The 17,595-nt window shown below is 57.0% G+C and carries 18 protein-coding genes; 10 read left to right on the forward strand and 8 right to left on the reverse strand.

Annotated features, from left to right (window positions below):
• Positions 1 to 28: 28 nt before the first annotated feature.
• The 3 genes from V6P94_RS06825 to V6P94_RS06835 all read right to left on the reverse strand — a co-directional run bounded on the left by V6P94_RS06825 (position 29) and on the right by V6P94_RS06835 (position 2,759).
• The gene (locus V6P94_RS06825) at positions 29 to 322 is read right to left on the reverse strand and encodes a chorismate mutase (RefSeq protein WP_133078602.1); all 294 of its coding nucleotides are present in this window, start codon (positions 320 to 322) and stop codon (positions 29 to 31) included.
• A gap of 16 nt (positions 323 to 338) precedes the next feature.
• Complete coding sequence (locus V6P94_RS06830) at positions 339 to 2,192, reverse strand: DUF4105 domain-containing protein (RefSeq protein WP_338649137.1); 1,854 nt, start codon at positions 2,190 to 2,192, stop codon at positions 339 to 341.
• A gap of 78 nt (positions 2,193 to 2,270) precedes the next feature.
• Complete coding sequence (locus V6P94_RS06835; protein WP_019824032.1) at positions 2,271 to 2,759, reverse strand: DUF3015 domain-containing protein; 489 nt, start codon at positions 2,757 to 2,759, stop codon at positions 2,271 to 2,273.
• 273 nt (positions 2,760 to 3,032) lie between these two features.
• On the opposite strand from V6P94_RS06835, the gene V6P94_RS06840 reads away from it, so the two are divergent.
• Both V6P94_RS06840 and V6P94_RS06845 read left to right on the forward strand, forming a co-directional pair.
• Positions 3,033 to 5,471 (forward strand): Lon protease family protein, encoded by a 2,439-nt coding sequence (locus V6P94_RS06840; RefSeq protein ID WP_133078599.1) that lies wholly within the window; start codon positions 3,033 to 3,035, stop codon positions 5,469 to 5,471.
• Positions 5,472 to 5,694: 223 nt separating this feature from the next.
• On the forward strand, positions 5,695 to 6,012 hold the full coding sequence (locus tag V6P94_RS06845; protein WP_019824029.1) for a hypothetical protein: 318 nt from the start codon (positions 5,695 to 5,697) through the stop codon (positions 6,010 to 6,012).
• A gap of 10 nt (positions 6,013 to 6,022) precedes the next feature.
• Here the strand turns inward: V6P94_RS06845 and V6P94_RS06850 are convergent, their stop codons facing one another.
• Positions 6,023 to 7,855 carry a hypothetical protein gene (locus V6P94_RS06850; RefSeq protein ID WP_338649138.1) on the reverse strand — a complete coding sequence of 611 codons (1,833 nt, stop codon included), beginning with the start codon at positions 7,853 to 7,855 and terminating at the stop codon, positions 6,023 to 6,025.
• 142 nt (positions 7,856 to 7,997) lie between these two features.
• Here V6P94_RS06850 and V6P94_RS06855 point away from each other — a divergent pair, with 142 nt between their 5' ends.
• Together V6P94_RS06855 and V6P94_RS06860 are read left to right on the forward strand one after the other, a co-directional pair.
• Positions 7,998 to 8,486, forward strand: a complete 489-nt coding sequence (locus tag V6P94_RS06855) for a TIGR00645 family protein (protein ID WP_019824027.1) — start codon at positions 7,998 to 8,000, stop codon at positions 8,484 to 8,486.
• Between the two features lie 143 nt (positions 8,487 to 8,629).
• On the forward strand, positions 8,630 to 9,247 hold the full coding sequence (locus tag V6P94_RS06860) for an FKBP-type peptidyl-prolyl cis-trans isomerase (protein WP_019824026.1): 618 nt from the start codon (positions 8,630 to 8,632) through the stop codon (positions 9,245 to 9,247).
• 62 nt (positions 9,248 to 9,309) lie between these two features.
• Here the strand turns inward: V6P94_RS06860 and V6P94_RS06865 are convergent, their stop codons facing one another.
• The 3 genes from V6P94_RS06865 to V6P94_RS06875 form a co-directional block, all read right to left on the reverse strand.
• A complete protein-coding gene (locus tag V6P94_RS06865; protein WP_133078597.1) occupies positions 9,310 to 9,582 on the reverse strand; it encodes a hypothetical protein in 273 nt (90 codons plus the stop codon).
• A 195-nt stretch (positions 9,583 to 9,777) separates the two neighbouring features.
• The gene (locus tag V6P94_RS06870) at positions 9,778 to 10,119 is read right to left on the reverse strand and encodes a zinc ribbon domain-containing protein YjdM (protein WP_016779415.1); all 342 of its coding nucleotides are present in this window, start codon (positions 10,117 to 10,119) and stop codon (positions 9,778 to 9,780) included.
• Positions 10,120 to 10,285: 166 nt separating this feature from the next.
• Positions 10,286 to 11,254 (reverse strand): polyprenyl synthetase family protein, encoded by a 969-nt coding sequence (locus V6P94_RS06875; RefSeq protein WP_133078596.1) that lies wholly within the window; start codon positions 11,252 to 11,254, stop codon positions 10,286 to 10,288.
• Positions 11,255 to 11,495: 241 nt separating this feature from the next.
• On the opposite strand from V6P94_RS06875, the gene rplU reads away from it, so the two are divergent.
• The 5 genes from rplU (at position 11,496) to V6P94_RS06900 (ending at position 15,262) form a co-directional block, all read left to right on the forward strand.
• The gene (gene rplU / locus V6P94_RS06880) at positions 11,496 to 11,810 is read left to right on the forward strand and encodes a 50S ribosomal protein L21 (RefSeq protein ID WP_003443915.1); all 315 of its coding nucleotides are present in this window, start codon (positions 11,496 to 11,498) and stop codon (positions 11,808 to 11,810) included.
• A 34-nt stretch (positions 11,811 to 11,844) separates the two neighbouring features.
• Entirely contained in the window at positions 11,845 to 12,120 is a 276-nt protein-coding gene (rpmA, locus tag V6P94_RS06885) for a 50S ribosomal protein L27 (RefSeq protein ID WP_003443913.1), read from the forward strand.
• Positions 12,121 to 12,317: 197 nt separating this feature from the next.
• Positions 12,318 to 13,544 (forward strand): Obg family GTPase CgtA, encoded by a 1,227-nt coding sequence (cgtA, locus tag V6P94_RS06890; RefSeq protein WP_019824019.1) that lies wholly within the window; start codon positions 12,318 to 12,320, stop codon positions 13,542 to 13,544.
• Positions 13,545 to 13,667: 123 nt separating this feature from the next.
• Positions 13,668 to 14,786 (forward strand): glutamate 5-kinase, encoded by a 1,119-nt coding sequence (proB, locus tag V6P94_RS06895; protein WP_219261011.1) that lies wholly within the window; start codon positions 13,668 to 13,670, stop codon positions 14,784 to 14,786.
• Between the two features lie 14 nt (positions 14,787 to 14,800).
• The gene (locus V6P94_RS06900; protein ID WP_133078595.1) at positions 14,801 to 15,262 is read left to right on the forward strand and encodes a CreA family protein; all 462 of its coding nucleotides are present in this window, start codon (positions 14,801 to 14,803) and stop codon (positions 15,260 to 15,262) included.
• 162 nt (positions 15,263 to 15,424) lie between these two features.
• Here V6P94_RS06900 and rpsT read toward each other — a convergent pair whose 3' ends face one another.
• Positions 15,425 to 15,703, reverse strand: a complete 279-nt coding sequence (gene rpsT / locus V6P94_RS06905) for a 30S ribosomal protein S20 (protein ID WP_003443902.1) — start codon at positions 15,701 to 15,703, stop codon at positions 15,425 to 15,427.
• Between the two features lie 250 nt (positions 15,704 to 15,953).
• On the opposite strand from rpsT, the gene murJ reads away from it, so the two are divergent.
• Positions 15,954 to 17,492 carry a murein biosynthesis integral membrane protein MurJ gene (gene murJ / locus V6P94_RS06910; protein ID WP_219260985.1) on the forward strand — a complete coding sequence of 513 codons (1,539 nt, stop codon included), beginning with the start codon at positions 15,954 to 15,956 and terminating at the stop codon, positions 17,490 to 17,492.
• Positions 17,493 to 17,595: the final 103 nt, after the last annotated feature.

A 17,595-nucleotide genomic window follows, 5' to 3' on the forward strand; every position in this document is an offset into this window, starting at 1 on the left:
AGCAAGCCCGCTCCCACACGGTCTCTATCTAGTTGGCAAGCGCCTTGTGCTCAGCCAGTTCTTGCTCGATAAAGGCTGCAATCATGGCGCGGTAAACTTCTTCGGTGACGTTCGGGTTAGCACCCAGTTCTGAGGCCAGCGCCCGGACTTTTGCAATCACCTGCTCAACCCGTTGCGGCGCCCTGACCGCATCGCTGTCTTTTTTGAACAGCGCCGCTTGCGATACGCAGGCACCCCGTTCGGCGATCAAGCCGACAATCTGGCGATCCAGCCCGTCGATTTTCTCGCGTACCTGTTCAAGGGAATCGTAGTTAACAGCCATGTCTTAAAACCTCCTTTCAGTAGTGATACCACTTCAACTCCAGCATCACTTCGTTGACGGGTGAGGTCAGCTTGCTGAACTCACGTTGTGCACTCAGTCGCAGGCCCAGATTGCGCGAAACTTCCCATTGCTGGTTCAGGCTGAGGCTGCGGCGGACTTCACCGTTGGTGAAGTAATCACCTTTGGCTTCAAGACTCAGGTTGCCCACCGGATTGCGCCAGAGAAGCCCTGTGTTAAACCCCGCTGCCGGTGAAACAAAGGCGGCGAAATCGTTGTTGTGCTCCACGCGCAGGGTGCCGAGGGCAAAGCCCAGCAGGTTTTCGCCCAACTGCCAGGTGCCGCCCGCGCCCCCATTGACGTGGCTGACCAGGCTTTCATCGCCATGCTTGCCCAGCACCCGTTCCAGCCCGCCGCCCACTTGCCAGGACCAGGGTTGCAGCAAGTCGTTACGCGGGGTCAGGGAGCGAATGTTGGCCAGGTCCAGTTGCTGAACTTGCCACTTGTTACCTTCGTACTGGCGCAGCTTGAGTTGCAGGATTTCAATCTGCGCGCCCAGCGGAAAGCCGGGCGCGTTGTCGTTCAAGTCGTGGTAAGCCATGCGCAGGCCGTACTCGGCAAAGGCCTTGTCGTCACGGCTACCGGCCCCCAGTTGCCAGGTGCGCGATTCGTGGCCGTTTTCGGGCAACTCGGGTTGTTCAACCTGCAGTTCAGGAGCTGGATTCTGGTTGATGGCACGCAGCAGTTCGAAGCTGCGCTGGGAGCGCGCCGGGTCACGTTCGAGACCGTTTGCCCGGTAGCGTTCAAGACGATAAGCGGCGTCGATAATCAGCGCCTGGCGTTCTTTTGGCAGCGCCTTGAAGGTCGGGTTTTGCAACTGGGCCTGATCGGCGCTGATCTGCAGCACCCATTGCTGTTCCTCAGGATCGAGGATTTTGGCTCGATCCAGCAGTTCACGTTCCCGGGAAGGGCGGTATTCGATACTTTCAACCAAGCCCGCTTCCTTGACCGCTTTCACGGTGTCGGTGGGGATCGCGGTCAGCGGGAACTGGGTGGTCAGTTGCAAGCCGGGACGTGCCACTTGCAACAACTCCAGCAGGCGATACGAGCAGTTTTCGTCAAAGAAGAAATAGTCGAACTGGATCTGTTTGAGCTCCCACACATGCTCGACCATGCGCTGGGTTTCTTCGGGAGTCAGATTGAGTCGGTATTCCCACAGGTCACGGTTTTCGAGGCTGCGGTACTCGGAGAGCTTTTCCTGGTAGGGCACCAGCGCGAACAGGCCGGGATAGCCACCGGCCAACCCCTTCCAGGCATACAAAATGCTGTTGTCGGAACCCTCAATGTAGGCGCCGAAATTGATCGCGTAGCTGAGCAGGGCGGTCTTGTTGTTCTGCACATCGGCCTGGTCGATACGCAACAAGGTGTGGCCGAACATCGAGGACGGGCTGTTCAGGTAGGCCGCCGGGAAAATCATCACCGTGCTGTGCGGTGCAACGTCCTTGAACCATTGCGTGAACTCTGCGCATTCGGCCTTGGGCAGGTCGGTCAGGTTCAACTGGGCCTTGAGCCAGCGGGTGCGGGCCGGGTACACGCACTGCGGGTGTTTGTCCCCCAGGCTCAAGGGCGAATACAAGGCCTGGACGGTGGCACGCAGTTCGGCGTCCGGGTGATGGGCGCCGTCGGGGGCCAGAAAGAATTTGTCGTCGCTGACATAGCTGCGCCAGCCGCTCAACTTGCCGGCTTCATAGTGTCCCAGAGAGATCCAGAACGGGTCGTTGGCCAACTGCTGAACACGTTGATCGTCGATATGGGGTGCGGCATACAGCGGGGCGCAGGCACAGAGCGCCAGATAGGCAAGGCGTTTGAGCATGTTCGGCAACTGTTGTCAGACGAAGAGGGGTGACGCAGGAGAATACCCGCTCCCGGAGGAGCGGGCAGATCTCATTTACTACGCAGCAGTGGCGTATTTGGCCAGGCGGGCATCGCCTTTGAGGATAGCCAGGGTGTTGTTGTGAACATCTTCAGCCGTTACATCGGCCTTGCTGAAGATTTGCTGGAAGTGCTCGTGGGTGACGGCGGCAAAATGCGCGCGATCTTCAGGGGCGACGCCCAGTACCACCGCGTAGGTGGTCAGTGCTTCGCCATTGCCTTTGGCCATGTCTTCGGACAGTTCGTTGATCATGCCATTCATGGCAATCCACGATTTGCCGCCGTAGGTCAGGGCGTCCTTGGTCGTACAGCCGTTGGTGCCGGAGGTCATGCCGAAGGTGGCGTTACCGGACGTGCCGTTGGTGGTGGATGCCAGGAAGTGAGCAGGGGTGCCGCGCTGACCTTCAAACAGCATGTTGCCCCAACCGCAGTTCGGACCGCCCGGGGCTTGCGCCATGGCATTGAGGGAAACAACTGTAAAGAGAGTACCGAGAAGAATCCGTTTCATAAGCTTTGTTCTCTATATGTGTGCAACCAATGGACAAGGGTTTCTGGCCCTGAAGCGCCAGTACGAGCCGGTTATGCCTTCCAGCCGCGTAACAGCTTGGAGTCTAGGCTCGATCGGCAGGTTCCGTGGTTTTTTGTAAAACAATCTCTGTTGGCGCACATTTTTTGCCCGTAAACACGATGGGGTGAGCTTTACCGTGTTGTACGCCTTGCCAGTGATGTACAGCCAGCGCCAGAATGCTGCCATCTGCCCCGCCCGATGTAAGGAAGCCCGATGCCTGATTCTGTTGCCACCAGCTTGCGTCTAGCGCCTGATGCGCTAACCCGTCCTTTCTCTGCTGAACAGTTCAGCTTCTCGAATACCAATGATTTAGAACCTTTTCGCGGCATTCTCGGCCAGGAGCGTGCGGTCGAAGCCCTGCAGTTTGGCGTGGCCATGCCACGTCCGGGTTACAACGTTTTTGTGATGGGCGAGCCGGGTACGGGCCGCTTCTCATTCGTCAAACGCTACCTCAAGGCCGAGGGCAAGCGCCTGAAGTCCCCGAGCGATTGGGTGTACGTCAATAATTTTGACGAGCCCCGTGAGCCGCGTGCCCTGGAATTGCCTTCGAGCAGCGCGGGTGCATTTATTGCCGATATCAACCACCTGATCGACAACCTGCTGGCGACCTTTCCGGCGGTGTTTGAGCATCCGACGTATCAACAGCGCAAGAGCGCGATCGATCGTGGCTTCAATCAGCGGTACGACCGTGCGCTGGATGTGATCGAGCGGCTGGCGCTGGAAAAAGGCGTTGCGTTGTATCGCGACAGCAGCAACGTGGCCTTCACGCCGATGAGTGATGGCAAGGCCCTGGATGAGGCCGAGTTTTCGCAATTGCCTGAGGTTGAGCGAGAGCGCTTCCATGAGGATATTTCCGGACTGGAAGAGCGGCTGAACGAAGAACTGGCCAGCCTGCCGCAATGGAAGCGCGAGTCGAACAATCAGCTGCGCCAACTGAACGAAGAAACCATCACCCTGGCGTTGCAACCGTTGCTGTCGCCGTTGTCGCAGAAGTACGCCGAAAATGGTGCGGTCTGCGGTTATCTGCAAGCCATGCAGGTGTACTTGCTGAAAACCGTGGTCGAGCAATTGGTCGACGACAGCAAGACCGACGCCCAGGCCCGCAAGTTGCTCGAAGAGCAGTACCTGCCCAGCCTGGTGGTAGGCCAGCCGCTGAGCGGTGGTGCGCCGGTAGTGTTTGAGCCGCACCCCACGTATGACAATCTGTTCGGCCGTATTGAGTACAGCACCGACCAGGGCGCGCTTTACACCACGTACCGGCAGTTGCGGCCGGGCGCGCTGCATCGTGCCAACGGTGGGTTTTTGATTCTTGAAGCCGAGAAAATGCTCAGTGAGCCCTTTGTGTGGGATGCCCTGAAGCGTGCCCTGCAATCGCGCAAGTTGAAGATGGAGTCTCCGCTGGGCGAGATGGGCCGTCTGGCGACCGTCACCCTCAACCCGCAAGTCATTCCCTTGCAGGTCAAGGTCGTGATCATTGGTGCCCGCCAGCTGTATTACACGCTGCAGGACCTTGATCCGGACTTCCAGGAGATGTTCCGGGTGCTGGTGGACTTCGACGAAGACATTCCGATGGTCGATGAAAGCCTTGAGCAGTTCGCTCAGTTGCTGACCACCCGGACTTCAGAAGAAGGCATGGCGCCGCTGACCGCCGATGCGGTAGCGCGTCTGGCGACCTACAGCGCACGCCTGGCCGAGCATCAGGGGCGTTTGTCGGCGCGTATCGGTGATCTGTTCCAGCTGGTCAGCGAGGCGGATTTCATTCGTCACCTGGCGGGCGATGAGATGACCGATGCCGGCCATATCGAGCGTGCGCTGAAGGCCAAGGCCACGCGTACCGGTCGAGTGTCGGCGCGCATTCTTGATGACATGCTGGCAGGGATCATTCTGATCGACACCGATGGCGCGGCCGTGGGCAAGTGCAACGGCCTGACCGTGCTGGAAGTCGGCGACTCGGCCTTTGGTGTACCTGCGCGGATATCCGCCACGGTGTATCCGGGAGGCAGCGGTATCGTCGATATCGAGCGTGAAGTTAACCTGGGTCAGCCGATTCACTCCAAGGGCGTGATGATTTTAACCGGGTACCTGGGCAGCCGTTATGCACAGGAATTCCCGCTCGCGATTTCAGCCAGTATCGCGCTGGAACAGTCCTACGGTTATGTCGATGGCGACAGTGCCTCGTTGGGTGAGGCTTGTACGTTGATTTCGGCGCTGTCCAAAACGCCACTCAAACAGTGTTTTGCCATCACCGGTTCCATCAACCAGTTTGGTGAAGTGCAGGCGGTGGGCGGGGTCAACGAGAAGATCGAGGGCTTCTTCCGACTCTGTGAAGCGCGGGGGCTTACAGGCGAGCAGGGGGCAATTATCCCGCAGGCCAACGTGGCGACCCTGATGCTGGATGAGAAGGTGCTGCAGGCGGTGCGTGATGGCAAGTTCCACGTGTACGCGGTGCGTCAGGCCGATGAGGCGTTGAGCCTGTTGGTGGGTGAGCCTGCCGGTGAGCCGGATGAAGAGGGCCAGTTCCCTGAAGGCAGCGTCAATGCGCGCGTGGTAGAGCGGTTGCGTGTGATCGCTGAAATGATCAACGACGACGACCTCAAGGAGGCCGAGAAGGAGTTGCTGGCTGAGGCCCTGGCAGCGAAGAAACCGGCCTGACCCCCTGAAAGATGTCATGTGTGGGAGCGGGCTTGCTAGCGATCCGATTGCGAGTAAGCCCGCTCCCACAAATCACCGATACCCATCGAATAAGCCGTTGGTCATTGGAGACTTTTCTTATGCGCTTTTTCTTCTATTCTCAGGGCATGGACTCCACTGTCGTCACCGGACGATGCAGCCCGTAGTGTGCGGCTGAAGACAGGATCTATCGAGGGTCGCCGCCATGTCGCGCAACCTTTGCCTTACTCGCCAATGCTTGGGCCTGGTGACTCGTATTGAATGCAGCATTCGACCGCTGGCAGGCAATAACGGGATGTGGACGCTTCTCTTTGCTGCAGGTCTGGCAGGTGAGCAGCCCTCTACAATCAAGGCGCAAGGCCCGTTCCCAGGGCCTTTCGTGGCCGAAACCATTCTTGAATCAATCGTTGAAAGCCTGACGCTGCACGGTTATCGGCTCGCGGACGATCCGCAGATCTGGTGCCTGCATGTGCAGGCCCAGTTGCGTCAGATCAATGGCGGGCGCTGCAGCGCGTCCCACTAAAACGGCGGTTTTATTGGGGGGTGCTGGCTGGCGCAGCTTTGTCGAGTTTGACTTCAAACCCATATTCGACAGGGTTCAGGGCTGTGCGTGCATAGCTTTCAAGTTGAGTCGGCTGACCATAAAAGTAATGCACGTCGAACACTGGCGGGCCATCTGGCTCGGCGCTGTGGCTGACAGCTAGCACTTCCTTCAGGTAGTTACCCGTGCCGTCTTTTGCATAAAAGCGCCAGGCCTCTTCCGGGAACAATTTTTGATCAACGATCAGGGTATTGCCTTTGAGCTCAAGGCCTTTGGGCAGGTGGGCGACATCCAGTACCTGCTTGTCTATGTCTGCGACAAACAGCGGGATTGAGCCAACCGCATAGGCCGGTGTTTCGGGGAACAGGTTCAGGTCGTAGGTGATGACACCCGCGTTGGGGTCCACATCAAAGGCTTCGATGGGCAGTTCGAGCGGCTCGCTGCGGTTGCCAGTTTCATCTTCGGCAAAAAAGGTCACGGGTGCGTCGGATTTTTGCGGGAGCGCCCCGAGCATTTCGTCGTTGAAGGTGGCCGGGTGGCTGAACTCAAGGGTTGCCGCGCTGGCATCGTCCACTGACTGGCTGATCACCACGCTCTTTTCCAGTTGCTCCGGGTCAAGGGTGGCGTTCTTGAGGTAGCTGGCGGCCTGGTCGTCATACACCACAACGTTGATCGGGAGTGCCTGAATCTCTTTACCCACCACGTTTTTGTCGAGCTTGAGCACCGGCAGATCGAGGGATTTGCGGGTGACATTGGCCGTGGAGAAATCGAGCACGTTGATATCGACACTCTCTACCGTGCCGTTGAAGTACACCTTGCTGTAGTGGTGGGGGTGCTTCTGCTCAAAGGCTTGTTGCTCGTTATCCAGTTGCTGCTCAAAAGCCTCGCTCCAGGCGGTTTGCTTGAGCATTTCGGCCAGTTGCTGCTGATAAAAGGCCAGTTGTTCGGCGTTTTCGTTAATCGAACCCGAGCGTGACAGAAACTGTCCGGAGTGGTCGCGGGCCTGGATGATCAGCGGGTTGAGCGGGGTATCTCGTACCTGTTCTGCCAGCGGGGAGCTGTTGACGATATCCACTTCGGCATAGTTTTGACCCAGCGTCAGCAGGGTCACGCTGATTGTGCCGTCGGTACGGGTTTTGCCCACATCCTTGGCATTCAGGTTGAAGTTGACCACCTTGCCTGGCGCGATCACTTCCACTTTGCCATGCAGGATCAGGGGTTGGGGCTGTCGAGTGTTCTCGACCTCAAGCCCGTCAATGTAGGGGTAAGTGACGGTCAGGTCGTCCGGGTTGCTCAGGTTGGCGCTGGAGGGGCTTAGCTGGATGCCTGGGTCGGTTTCAGACCACTCGGGAGCAAAGGGCACCACCTGCTTGTTGCTCAGGGTCACGGACTGCCATTCCAGCGCGTGGGGAAACGGGAATTCGGACGCGCTATTGAGCGGGAACGGGAAGACGGGTTCCAGGTCCGTCAAGTAATCGGAGCTGGAGTTTTTACGCAGCACAAACAGACCGTTGATATAGGTATCGCTTAACGCCTGGCTGCTGGGGTAGTGCTTGAGCAGTGCAAGGTCGTCCGTGGCGTATTCGGTCTCGATGGGTTTGTCTTGAAGCTTGAGGCGCGCACGCTCCAGCAACAGCAAAGAACCGCCCAGGTCGGCGATTGCATCTTTGAGCTGTTGATCCTTGATGGTGTCCAGGCTCTGTTCAAACGCAGCACTGCGTTCTTCCAGAGTGGCCTGCTGGTGTTCGTCGTCAGGCGAGCAGCCGGCAATGGCGAGCACAGCCATCGAAAACCCAAAACAGGCCAAGGGAAATCGCAGATCCATGGTTCGGTTTTCCTGTCCGTAAACAATGCTTGAGAGGAGGACACTAGCAGAAAATGTTTTTACAGGCTGTTTCGAAGCCTTTAACTATGCGGTTTTCTCACTGATATACTCGCGCCCATTTTTTTAATTCCTGTGAGATTCAATGGAACGCTTTATCGAAAACGCAATGTACGCCTCGCGCTGGATTCTGGCGCCTATTTACTTCGGGCTCTCGCTGGGTCTGTTGGCTTTGGCGTTGAAGTTCTTTCAGGAAGTGTTTCACGTAATCCCCAACGTGTTTGCGTTAAGTGAGTCGGATTTGATCCTGGTCATTTTGTCGCTGATCGACATGGCGCTGGTGGGCGGCCTGTTGGTGATGGTGATGATTTCCGGCTACGAGAACTTCGTCTCGCAACTGGACATCGACGACCACAAGGAGAAACTCAGCTGGCTGGGCACCATGGACTCAACCTCGCTGAAGATGAAAGTGGCAGCGTCGATCGTGGCGATCTCCTCGATTCACCTGCTACGAGTGTTCATGGATGCGCGCAATATCGAGACCGAGTACCTGATGTGGTACGTGATCATTCATATGACCTTTGTGGTATCGGCCTTTGCGATGGGCTATCTGGATAAATTGACCAAACACTGACCCCAAGCCTGTGTGCGCACACGAACCCGGGCTGCGAAGGCTTTGGGGGCTGTGGTAGTCTGCTGGCCCTTTTTTGGTTCCGGGTGTTCGGGGGCTGCGGTTAACGTGGCATTTTCCGGGCACCCCCACAGCGGAGCAGTGTTATGTCCGAAGTAAATCTGTCGACCGACGAAACTCGTGTTAGCTATGGCATTGGCCGTCAGCTGGGCGACCAACTGCGCGACAACCCGCCACCGGGCATCAGCCTGGATGCAATCCTGGCTGGCCTGACTGACGCTTTCGCGGGCAAGGAAAGCCGTGTAGGTCAGGAAGAAATGTCGGCCAGCTTCAAAGTGATCCGCGAGATCATGCAAGCTGAAGCGGCTGCCAAGGCAGAAGCTGCTGCAGGCGAAGGCAAGGCATTCCTGGCTGAAAACGCCAAGAAAGACGGCATCACCACCCTGGCTTCCGGCTTGCAATTTGAAGTTGTGACTGCAGGTGAAGGCGCTAAGCCATCCCGTGAAGACACTGTACGTGTTCACTACCACGGCACCCTGATCGACGGCACTGTGTTTGACAGCTCCTACGATCGTGGTCAGCCAGCTGAGTTTCCGGTTGGCGGCGTGATTGCCGGCTGGACTGAAGCCCTGCAACTGATGAACGCCGGCAGCAAATGGCGCATCTACGTGCCGAGCGAACTGGCTTACGGCGCCCAAGGCGTTGGCAGCATTGCTCCGCACAGCGTGCTGGTATTCGACGTTGAGCTGCTGGACGTTCTGTAAGAACCCGGTGCTTTGACGTTGGCTGCGGGTTTGCTGGCAAACCCGCAGCTGCACCGGCCACGTCATATGTGTATTTTGGCGTGGTGCTGATGAGTGTCAGTCGTACCGCAAGGGCGCAATGCCCGGGCATAGCAAAATAGAAACAAATTGCGCACCAGCTCCTTGAGCACTACCGGTTCGCTTGAGTTGAGCCCGCTGAAATCCAGGTCGCCCTGGTCCTGCAGTTCGTTCAGCGCTTCTTCTTCCAGTACCGCACAGACTTCCCCGGTTTCCCGATGCAGGATTCGCAGATAGGGATGTGGACGGTCCAGCCAGGCATCAATTAAATAAGTCATGGTCGTCATCTCCTTGATGAATACCAATGAGAATAATTCTTATTCAATTAATAGCAAGTGCCTATTGGCGGATTTATCGTCTTTGTGCGTTAGAGCTGCTGCGGATCAAGGTTGATGGCTTTTTGATGTTGCGCGGGAGTGTTGCGAGGGAAATTGCACCTTCCTGCGCTAAACGCAGGAAGGAAAGCAACAGGATCAGACTTTACGCACGAACTCGGATTTGAGTTTCATGGGGCCGATACCGTCGATCTTGCAATCGATATCGTGGTCGCCATCGCACAGGCGAATGTTTTTGACCTTGGTGCCCACTTTGACCACCAGGGACGTGCCCTTGATTTTCAGGTCCTTGATGACGGTGATGGTGTCGCCGTCGGTCAGTACAGTACCTGCGGAGTCCTTGTAGACTTTTTCATCGCTGGCTTCTTCCGCTACGCCATTGGCAGACCACTCATGGGCGCATTCCGGGCAGATCAGCTGGGCGCCGTCTTCGTAGGTGTATTCGGAATTGCATTTTGGGCAGGGCGGCAACGTGCTCACTAAAGCTCCTTAAGAGTCAGGATGGCTAAAAGGCGCGCATTATATAGGGTTTTAGTGCGGGGCGGGGAATGGCGGGGCAGATTGACCGTGTGGGAGCGGGCTGCCCGCGATTGGAGCGCCGCGGTGGCGGCGCTTGCATCGCGAGCAAGCCCGCTCCCACAGGCAGTTAGTGCGTGCGCGCTACTGCAAATTCGCTCAGCTCAACCAGTGCGTCGCGGTATTCGCTAGGCGGCAGGGCTTGAAGGCAAACAATTGCGCGGGCTACGTAGTCACGAGCCAGTTGAGCGGTGTACTCCAGCGAGCCGGAGGCCTCAACGGCGGCACGAATGCTCTCCAGGTCTTCAATGCCACCTTTCTGGATGGCCTTGCGCACCAAGGCTGCCTGTTCGGGCGTGCCTTCGCGCATGGTGTAGATCAGTGGCAGTGTCGGCTTGCCTTCGGCCAGATCGTCACCGACGTTCTTGCCCAGGGTTTCGGCGTCGCCGCGGTAGTCGAGCAGGTCATCCACCAACTGGAACGCTACGCCCAGGTGATCGCCAAAGGTTCGCAACGCTTCGCTTTGTTCTGGCGTGGCACCGGCCAGTGCTGCGGCACTGTGGGTCGAAGCCTCGAAGAGCATCGCGGTTTTGCCGCGAATGACTTCCATATAGGTTTCTTCAGTGGTGCTGGCATCGCGCACTTTGGACAACTGCAACACTTCGCCTTCGGCAATGATGCGGGTGGCTTGCGACAGGATTTTCATCACTGGCATCGAGCCCAGCTCAACCATCATTTCGAAGGAGCGCGAATAGAGGAAGTCGCCAACCAGAACGCTGGGCGCGTTGCCCCACGTTGCATTGGCTGTTTTGCGTCCACGGCGCATGCCCGACATGTCGACCACGTCGTCGTGCAGCAGGGTGGCGGTGTGCAGGAACTCGATGGTCGCGGCCAGCAGGCGCATATCGTCGCCTTCGCGGCCAAGGGCCTTGCCGCACAGCAGCACTAATAAAGGACGCAGGCGTTTGCCGCCGGCTGAAGTAATGTAGTCGCCGATTTTTGAGACCAGCGGTACGCGTGAAGTCAGCTGCTTCTTGATGATGCCATCGACGGCGCTAAAATCGTCCGCCACCGCGCGGTAGAAAGCTTGGGGTTGCATCAGCGACAGGTGCTCCAGAAGGGTTGCGCGGCATGCTAGGTCGGGGGGCTGGGCCTGTCAAGGCGCGATAGACGGCCCCTTGCAACCCCGGCATGGCTTGCGTACAATCGCGCACCCTGAACTTCCTGGGCAGCACCTGCCTTACGCAATTGCACTTGGGCCGTTCCAGCCCCATGCAGCCATGCCAGCCAATACCTTTACCTATAAAGCGCTGGGTGAGCAGGATTATCGGAGAAATACCATGTCGTACGCAGTAATCGTTACTGGTGGCAAGCAATACAAAGTAGCTCCAGGTGAATACCTGAAGATCGAAAAACTGGAAATCGCTACCGGCGAATCCGTAACTTTTGATCGCGTTCTGTTGGTCGCCAATGGCGATGACGTGAACATCGGCGCTCCAGTTGTTCCTGGCGCCACTGTTGTTGCTGAAGTGATCTCCCAAGGTCGTCACGATAAAATCCGCATCATCAAGTTCCGTCGTCGTAAGCACCACATGAAGCGTATGGGCCACCGCCAGTGGTACACCGAGATCAAAATCACCGGTATTCAGGCTTAATTTCAGCCTAATTCCTCACTAGGAGAATTGACTCATGGCACACAAAAAAGCTGGTGGTAGTACCCGTAACGGTCGCGACTCAGAAGCCAAACGCCTTGGCGTGAAGATGTATGGCGGCCAGGCTATCATTCCGGGCAACATCATCGTGCGTCAGCGCGGCACCCAATTCCACGCTGGCTACGGCGTTGGTATGGGCAAAGATCACACCCTGTTCGCGAAAGTGGAAGGCGTGATCAAGTTCCAGGTTAAAGGCGCCTTCGGTCGTCGCTATGTAAGCATCGTTCCGAAGACTGCAGTCGTCGCGGCGTAATAGCTTGGTAGCTGGAAGAGCCCTGTCTTGCGACGGGGCTTTTTCGTTTGTGGGGTGAGTCTCTTGCAAAACTGTTTGTATGGGCTGCTGGCGCTGGATTTTACGGTCGTTGATTGAGGTCGCTGCGCTCATTTTTGCAAGAGTCTTATGTCTTGGTTTTTATCGGCTCGTCCTGATGACGAGAGGCGTGTTTTGTTATGAAGTTTGTTGATGAAGTATCGATCAAAGTAAAAGCAGGCGACGGTGGTAACGGTTGCATGAGCTTCCGTCGTGAGAAATTCATCGAAAACGGTGGTCCGAACGGTGGTGATGGTGGTGACGGCGGCTCGATCTACATGATCGCCGACGAAAACCTCAACACCCTGGTTGATTACCGCTACACCCGTCACTTCGATGCCCAGCGCGGCTCGAACGGCGGCAGTGCAGATTGCACAGGTCGTAAGGGTGAAGATCTGGAGCTGCGTGTTCCGGTCGGCACCACGGTGATCGATGCGGGCACTCAGGAAATTATCGGCGACCTGACCAAGGCCGGCCAGCGTTTGCTGGTGGTTCATGGTGGTTGGCACGGTCTGGGCAACACCCGTTTCAAATCCAGTACCAACCGGGCTCCACGCCAGACCACTCCGGGTAAGCCGGGTGAGCAGCGTGACCTGAAACTGGAGCTGAAAGTGCTGGCTGACGTTGGTCTGCTGGGCTTGCCGAATGCCGGTAAAAGTACCTTTATCCGTTCGGTGTCTGCGGCCAAGCCAAAGGTAGCGGATTATCCGTTCACCACGTTGGTGCCAAACCTGGGTGTAGTCAGCGTGGATCGCTGGAAGAGCTTTGTGATTGCCGATATTCCCGGCTTGATCGAAGGTGCTTCTGATGGTGCGGGCCTGGGGATTCGCTTCCTCAAGCACTTGGCGCGTACCCGTCTGTTGCTGCACCTCGTCGACATGGCGCCGGTTGAAGGCAGTGAAAGCGCTGCTGATACCGCAGAAGTCATCGTCAACGAGCTGACCAAGTTCAGCCCGTCCCTGGCTGAGCGTGATCGTTGGTTGGTCTTGAACAAGTGCGATTCGTTGCCGCAAGACGAGCATGATGCGCGTGTTAAAGAAGTGGTCGATCGTCTGGAATGGACGGGTCCGGTTTACGTGATTTCGGCCATCGCCAAAATCGGTACCGACAAGCTGTGCCACGACATCATGCGTTATCTGGAAGATCGTGCTGACCGTCTGGCCAATGACCCGGCCTACAAGGAAGAGTTGGCTGAGCTTGATCAGCGCATCGAAGATGAGGCGCGTGCGCAGTTGCAAGCGCTGGATGACAAGCGTGCCCTGCGCCGCAGCGGCGTGAAGAGCGTCCACGACATCGGCGACGATGACTGGGATGAAGAAGACGTTGAAGACGATGATGGTCCTGAAATCATTTACGTCCGCGACTGATTCGTTGCAGTAAACTACAGCGCCGCTCAATGAGCGGCGTTTTAGCATCTACGAGTTGGTAATCAAAAATAATTCCATGGGTAGCGCTCGGTCGCGCTGCTCTCAGGCATAGGTTGGATGATGATGCGGAGCAAGGTGACGGGTGCGCAGCGCTGGGTGGTCAAGATCGGCAGCGCGTTGCTGACAGCGGATGGCAAAGGCCTGGATCGCGTAGCGATGGGGGTTTGGGTCGAGCAGATGGTGGCGTTGCACGAGGCTGGCGTTGAGCTGGTGCTGGTGTCTTCGGGTGCGGTTGCGGCCGGTATGAGTCGATTGGGCTGGACGGTGCGACCGAGTGCCATGCACGAACTGCAGGCGGCTGCGGCCATTGGTCAGATGGGTCTGGTGCAGGCCTGGGAGTCGAGCTTTGCAGAGCACTCCCGGCATACCGCACAAATCTTGCTGACCCATGACGATCTGTCTGATCGCAAGCGTTACCTCAACGCCCGCAGTACCTTGCGTGCGCTGGTGGAGTTGGGCGTGATCCCGGTCATCAATGAAAATGACACGGTGGTCACGGACGAAATCCGCTTTGGCGACAACGATACGCTGGCGGCGCTGGTGGCCAATCTGGTCGAGGCGGACCTGTTGGTGATTCTGACCGATCGCGACGGCATGTTTGATGCCGATCCGCGCAATAACCCTGATGCAAAAATGATTTACGAAGCCCGTGCCGATGACCCTGCGCTGGATGCAGTGGCGGGCGGTACGGGTGGTGCGCTGGGTCGTGGCGGCATGCAGACAAAGTTGCGTGCAGCGCGTCTGGCGGCCCGTTCGGGTGCGCATACCATCATCGTGGGTGGGCGTCTGGAGCGTGTGCTGGATCGTCTGAAGGCTGGCGAGCGCCTGGGTACGTTGCTGTCTCCTGAGCGTGGTCTGCTGGCAGCGCGCAAGCAGTGGCTGGCCGGGCACTTGCAGACCCGCGGCACGCTGGTGCTGGATGAGGGGGCTGTCGCGGCCTTGTCCAAGGGCAATAAAAGCTTGTTGCCGGTAGGGGTCAAGGCGGTTCAGGGCGGTTTCCGTCGTGGAGAAATGGTGGTGTGTGTGGCGCCGGACGGGCGAGAAATTGCCCGTGGCCTGGCTAACTACAGCGCTGCGGAAGCGCAAAAAATTATTGGGCAGTCATCGGATGCGATTGTCGGCTTGCTGGGTTATATGGCGGAGCCAGAGCTGGTTCATCGCGATAACCTGATCCTGGTTTGAATGTGAGGTGTGGCATGCGCTTGATTGGCGGTTTGTTGGGGTTGATGTTGGCGATGCCATTGCTGGCGTCGGCTGAAGAAATTGGCACGGTGTCGACGGTATTCAAATTTGTCGGGCCGAACGATCGCATTGTGGTCGAGGCGTTCGATGATCCGAAGGTCGATGGCGTGACTTGCTACTTGTCTCGTGCCAAGACGGGTGGGATGAAAGGCGGGCTGGGTTTGGCTGAGGATCGCGCTGAAGCCTCGATTGCGTGCCGTCAGACCGGTCCGATCAGCTTCAAGGGTGAGCTCAAGGATGGTGAAGAGGTGTTCAAGGAGCGCACTTCGCTGGTGTTCAAGACCATGCAGGTGGTGCGTTTCCTCGACAAGAAGCGCAATACGCTGGTGTATCTGGTGTACAGCGATCGCCTGATCGAAGGCAGCCCGCAGAACGCAGTGACGGCGATTCCTATCTTGCCGTGGGCGCACGAGTAACGGGTCTCAATTAAAAGAGCTGCGGTTATCGCAGCTTTTTTTTGCCCATTTTTTACTGTGTTGACGCTTTTGTAGTCGATGACGAGCGTTGTGTTCGGAAGGGGGCAAATCACAGGCAATAAAAAACCGACCCTGAGGTCGGTTTTTTAAAAAGCTTATCGCTTAAGCGGCGGTCGCAAGGTTCAAAGCCTTGACGTGGCCATTCAGGCGGCTCTTATGGCGAGCAGCTTTGTTCTTGTGGATGATACCTTTATCGGCCATACGGTCGATAACAGGAACAGCCAGAACATAAGCAGCTTGCGCTTTAGCAGCGTCTTTTGCGTCGATGGCCTTAACTACATTCTTGATGTAGGTACGAACCATGGAACGCAGGCTGGCGTTGTGGCTGCGACGCTTCTCAGCCTGTTTTGCACGTTTTTTGGCGGAAGGTGTGTTGGCCACCGTCGAGCTCCTCGAAAGACTTTTGGGAAATAACAAACAAAATAGGCCGCGAATCATGCCGATGACGAGAACTCTTGTCAAGGGCGTTTGATGCGATCCGCTGAGTGGTGGATCGAGGCAGACGGGATATTTATTTCCGGCGCTTGACCTGTAAACTCGCGAGCTTGGCTCTGTGCTGTTGCGGCGCGCAGTATCGCATAAGTGGGCGCTTTGTTCGCCTGCTCTTTCTCTATAGGCAAAAACTCTTTCAATGAACCTGCTCAAGTCGTTGGCTGCCGTCAGCTCAATCACCATGATTTCCAGGGTTCTGGGCTTCATTCGCGACACGATCATTGCGCGTGCCTTTGGTGCCGGGATGGCCACGGATGCGTTCTTTATTGCCTTCAAACTGCCTAATTTGCTGCGCAGGATTTTCGCCGAGGGTGCTTTTTCCCAGGCTTTTGTGCCGATTTTGGCGGAATACAAGAGCCAGAAAGGCGAGGAGGCGGCCCGTACATTTGTCGCGTATGTCGCCGGGCTTTTAACCTTGGCACTGGCCATTGTTACCGTGCTGGGCATGGTCGCTGCTCCCTGGGTCATCTGGGCAACCGCCCCGGGCTTTGCCACGACCCCGGAAAAATTCGAGCTGACCAGTGACATGCTACGGGTCACGTTCCCTTATATATTGCTGATCTCGCTGTCATCGCTGGCGGGGGCGATCCTCAATACCTGGAACCGATTTGCAGTGCCGGCCTTCGTGCCGACCCTGCTCAACGTCAGCATGATCATTTTTGCGCTGTTCCTGACGCCGTATTTCGATCCGCCGATCATGGCGCTGGGTTGGGCGGTGCTGGTCGGCGGCCTGGCCCAGCTGCTGTTCCAGCTGCCCCATCTGAAGAAAATCGGCATGCTGGTGCTGCCGCGCCTCAACCTGCGTGACACCGGCGTCTGGCGGGTGATGAAGCACATGGTGCCGGCCATTATCGGTGTCTCGGTCAGCCAGATTTCGCTGATCATCAATACGATATTCGCGTCTTTCCTTGTTGCGGGCTCCGTGTCCTGGATGTACTACGCAGACCGCCTGATGGAGTTGCCGTCAGGAGTGCTGGGCGTGGCGCTCGGGACGATCCTGTTGCCGACCCTGTCCAAAACCTACGCCAATAAAGATCGCCAGGAATATTCGCGGATTCTCGACTGGGGATTGCGCCTGTGCTTTGTATTGGTGCTGCCGTGCTCGTTGGCGTTGGCCATTTTGTCCGAGCCACTCACCGTTTCGCTGTTCCAGTACGGTCAGTTCACCGCCTTTGATGCGGCCATGACCCAGCGTGCATTGATCGCGTATTCGCTTGGGTTGCTCGGGATTATCATGATCAAGGTCCTGGCACCGGGCTTTTATGCGCAACAAAACATTCGAACGCCGGTGAAAATTGCGATTTTTACCCTGGTAGTGACGCAGTTGCTCAACCTGGTATTTATTGGGCCTTTGCAGCACGCCGGTTTGGCGTTGGCCATTAGCGTGGGTGCCTGTATCAATGCCGGTTTGCTGTTCTGGCAGTTGCGTCGCCAAAAGTTGTTTGTCGCGCAACCGGGCTGGACCAAATACCTGTTCAAGCTGGTGTTGGCGGTGCTGGTGATGTCCGGGGTATTACTTGGCTTGATGCATCTGATGCCAGCCTGGGATCACGGCAATATGCTGGAACGGTTTATCCGTCTGGGCGGGTTGGTCATCGCGGGCGTGCTGGCTTATTTCGGCATGCTGCTGCTGTTGGGCCTGCGTTTGAAAGATTTCGCACGCAAGTCTCTTATGTAAGGTAATTGCAGGTCAGACGTCGATTTTGTCGAATTGACCTGATTTGCCGTGCGCTGTTGCCTGTCGTACCGGGCTGGGTGTGGTTATAATCGACCACTTTATG

This window comes from Pseudomonas sp. ML2-2023-3, assembly GCF_037055275.1.
Classification (GTDB): Bacteria; Pseudomonadota; Gammaproteobacteria; order Pseudomonadales; family Pseudomonadaceae; genus Aquipseudomonas.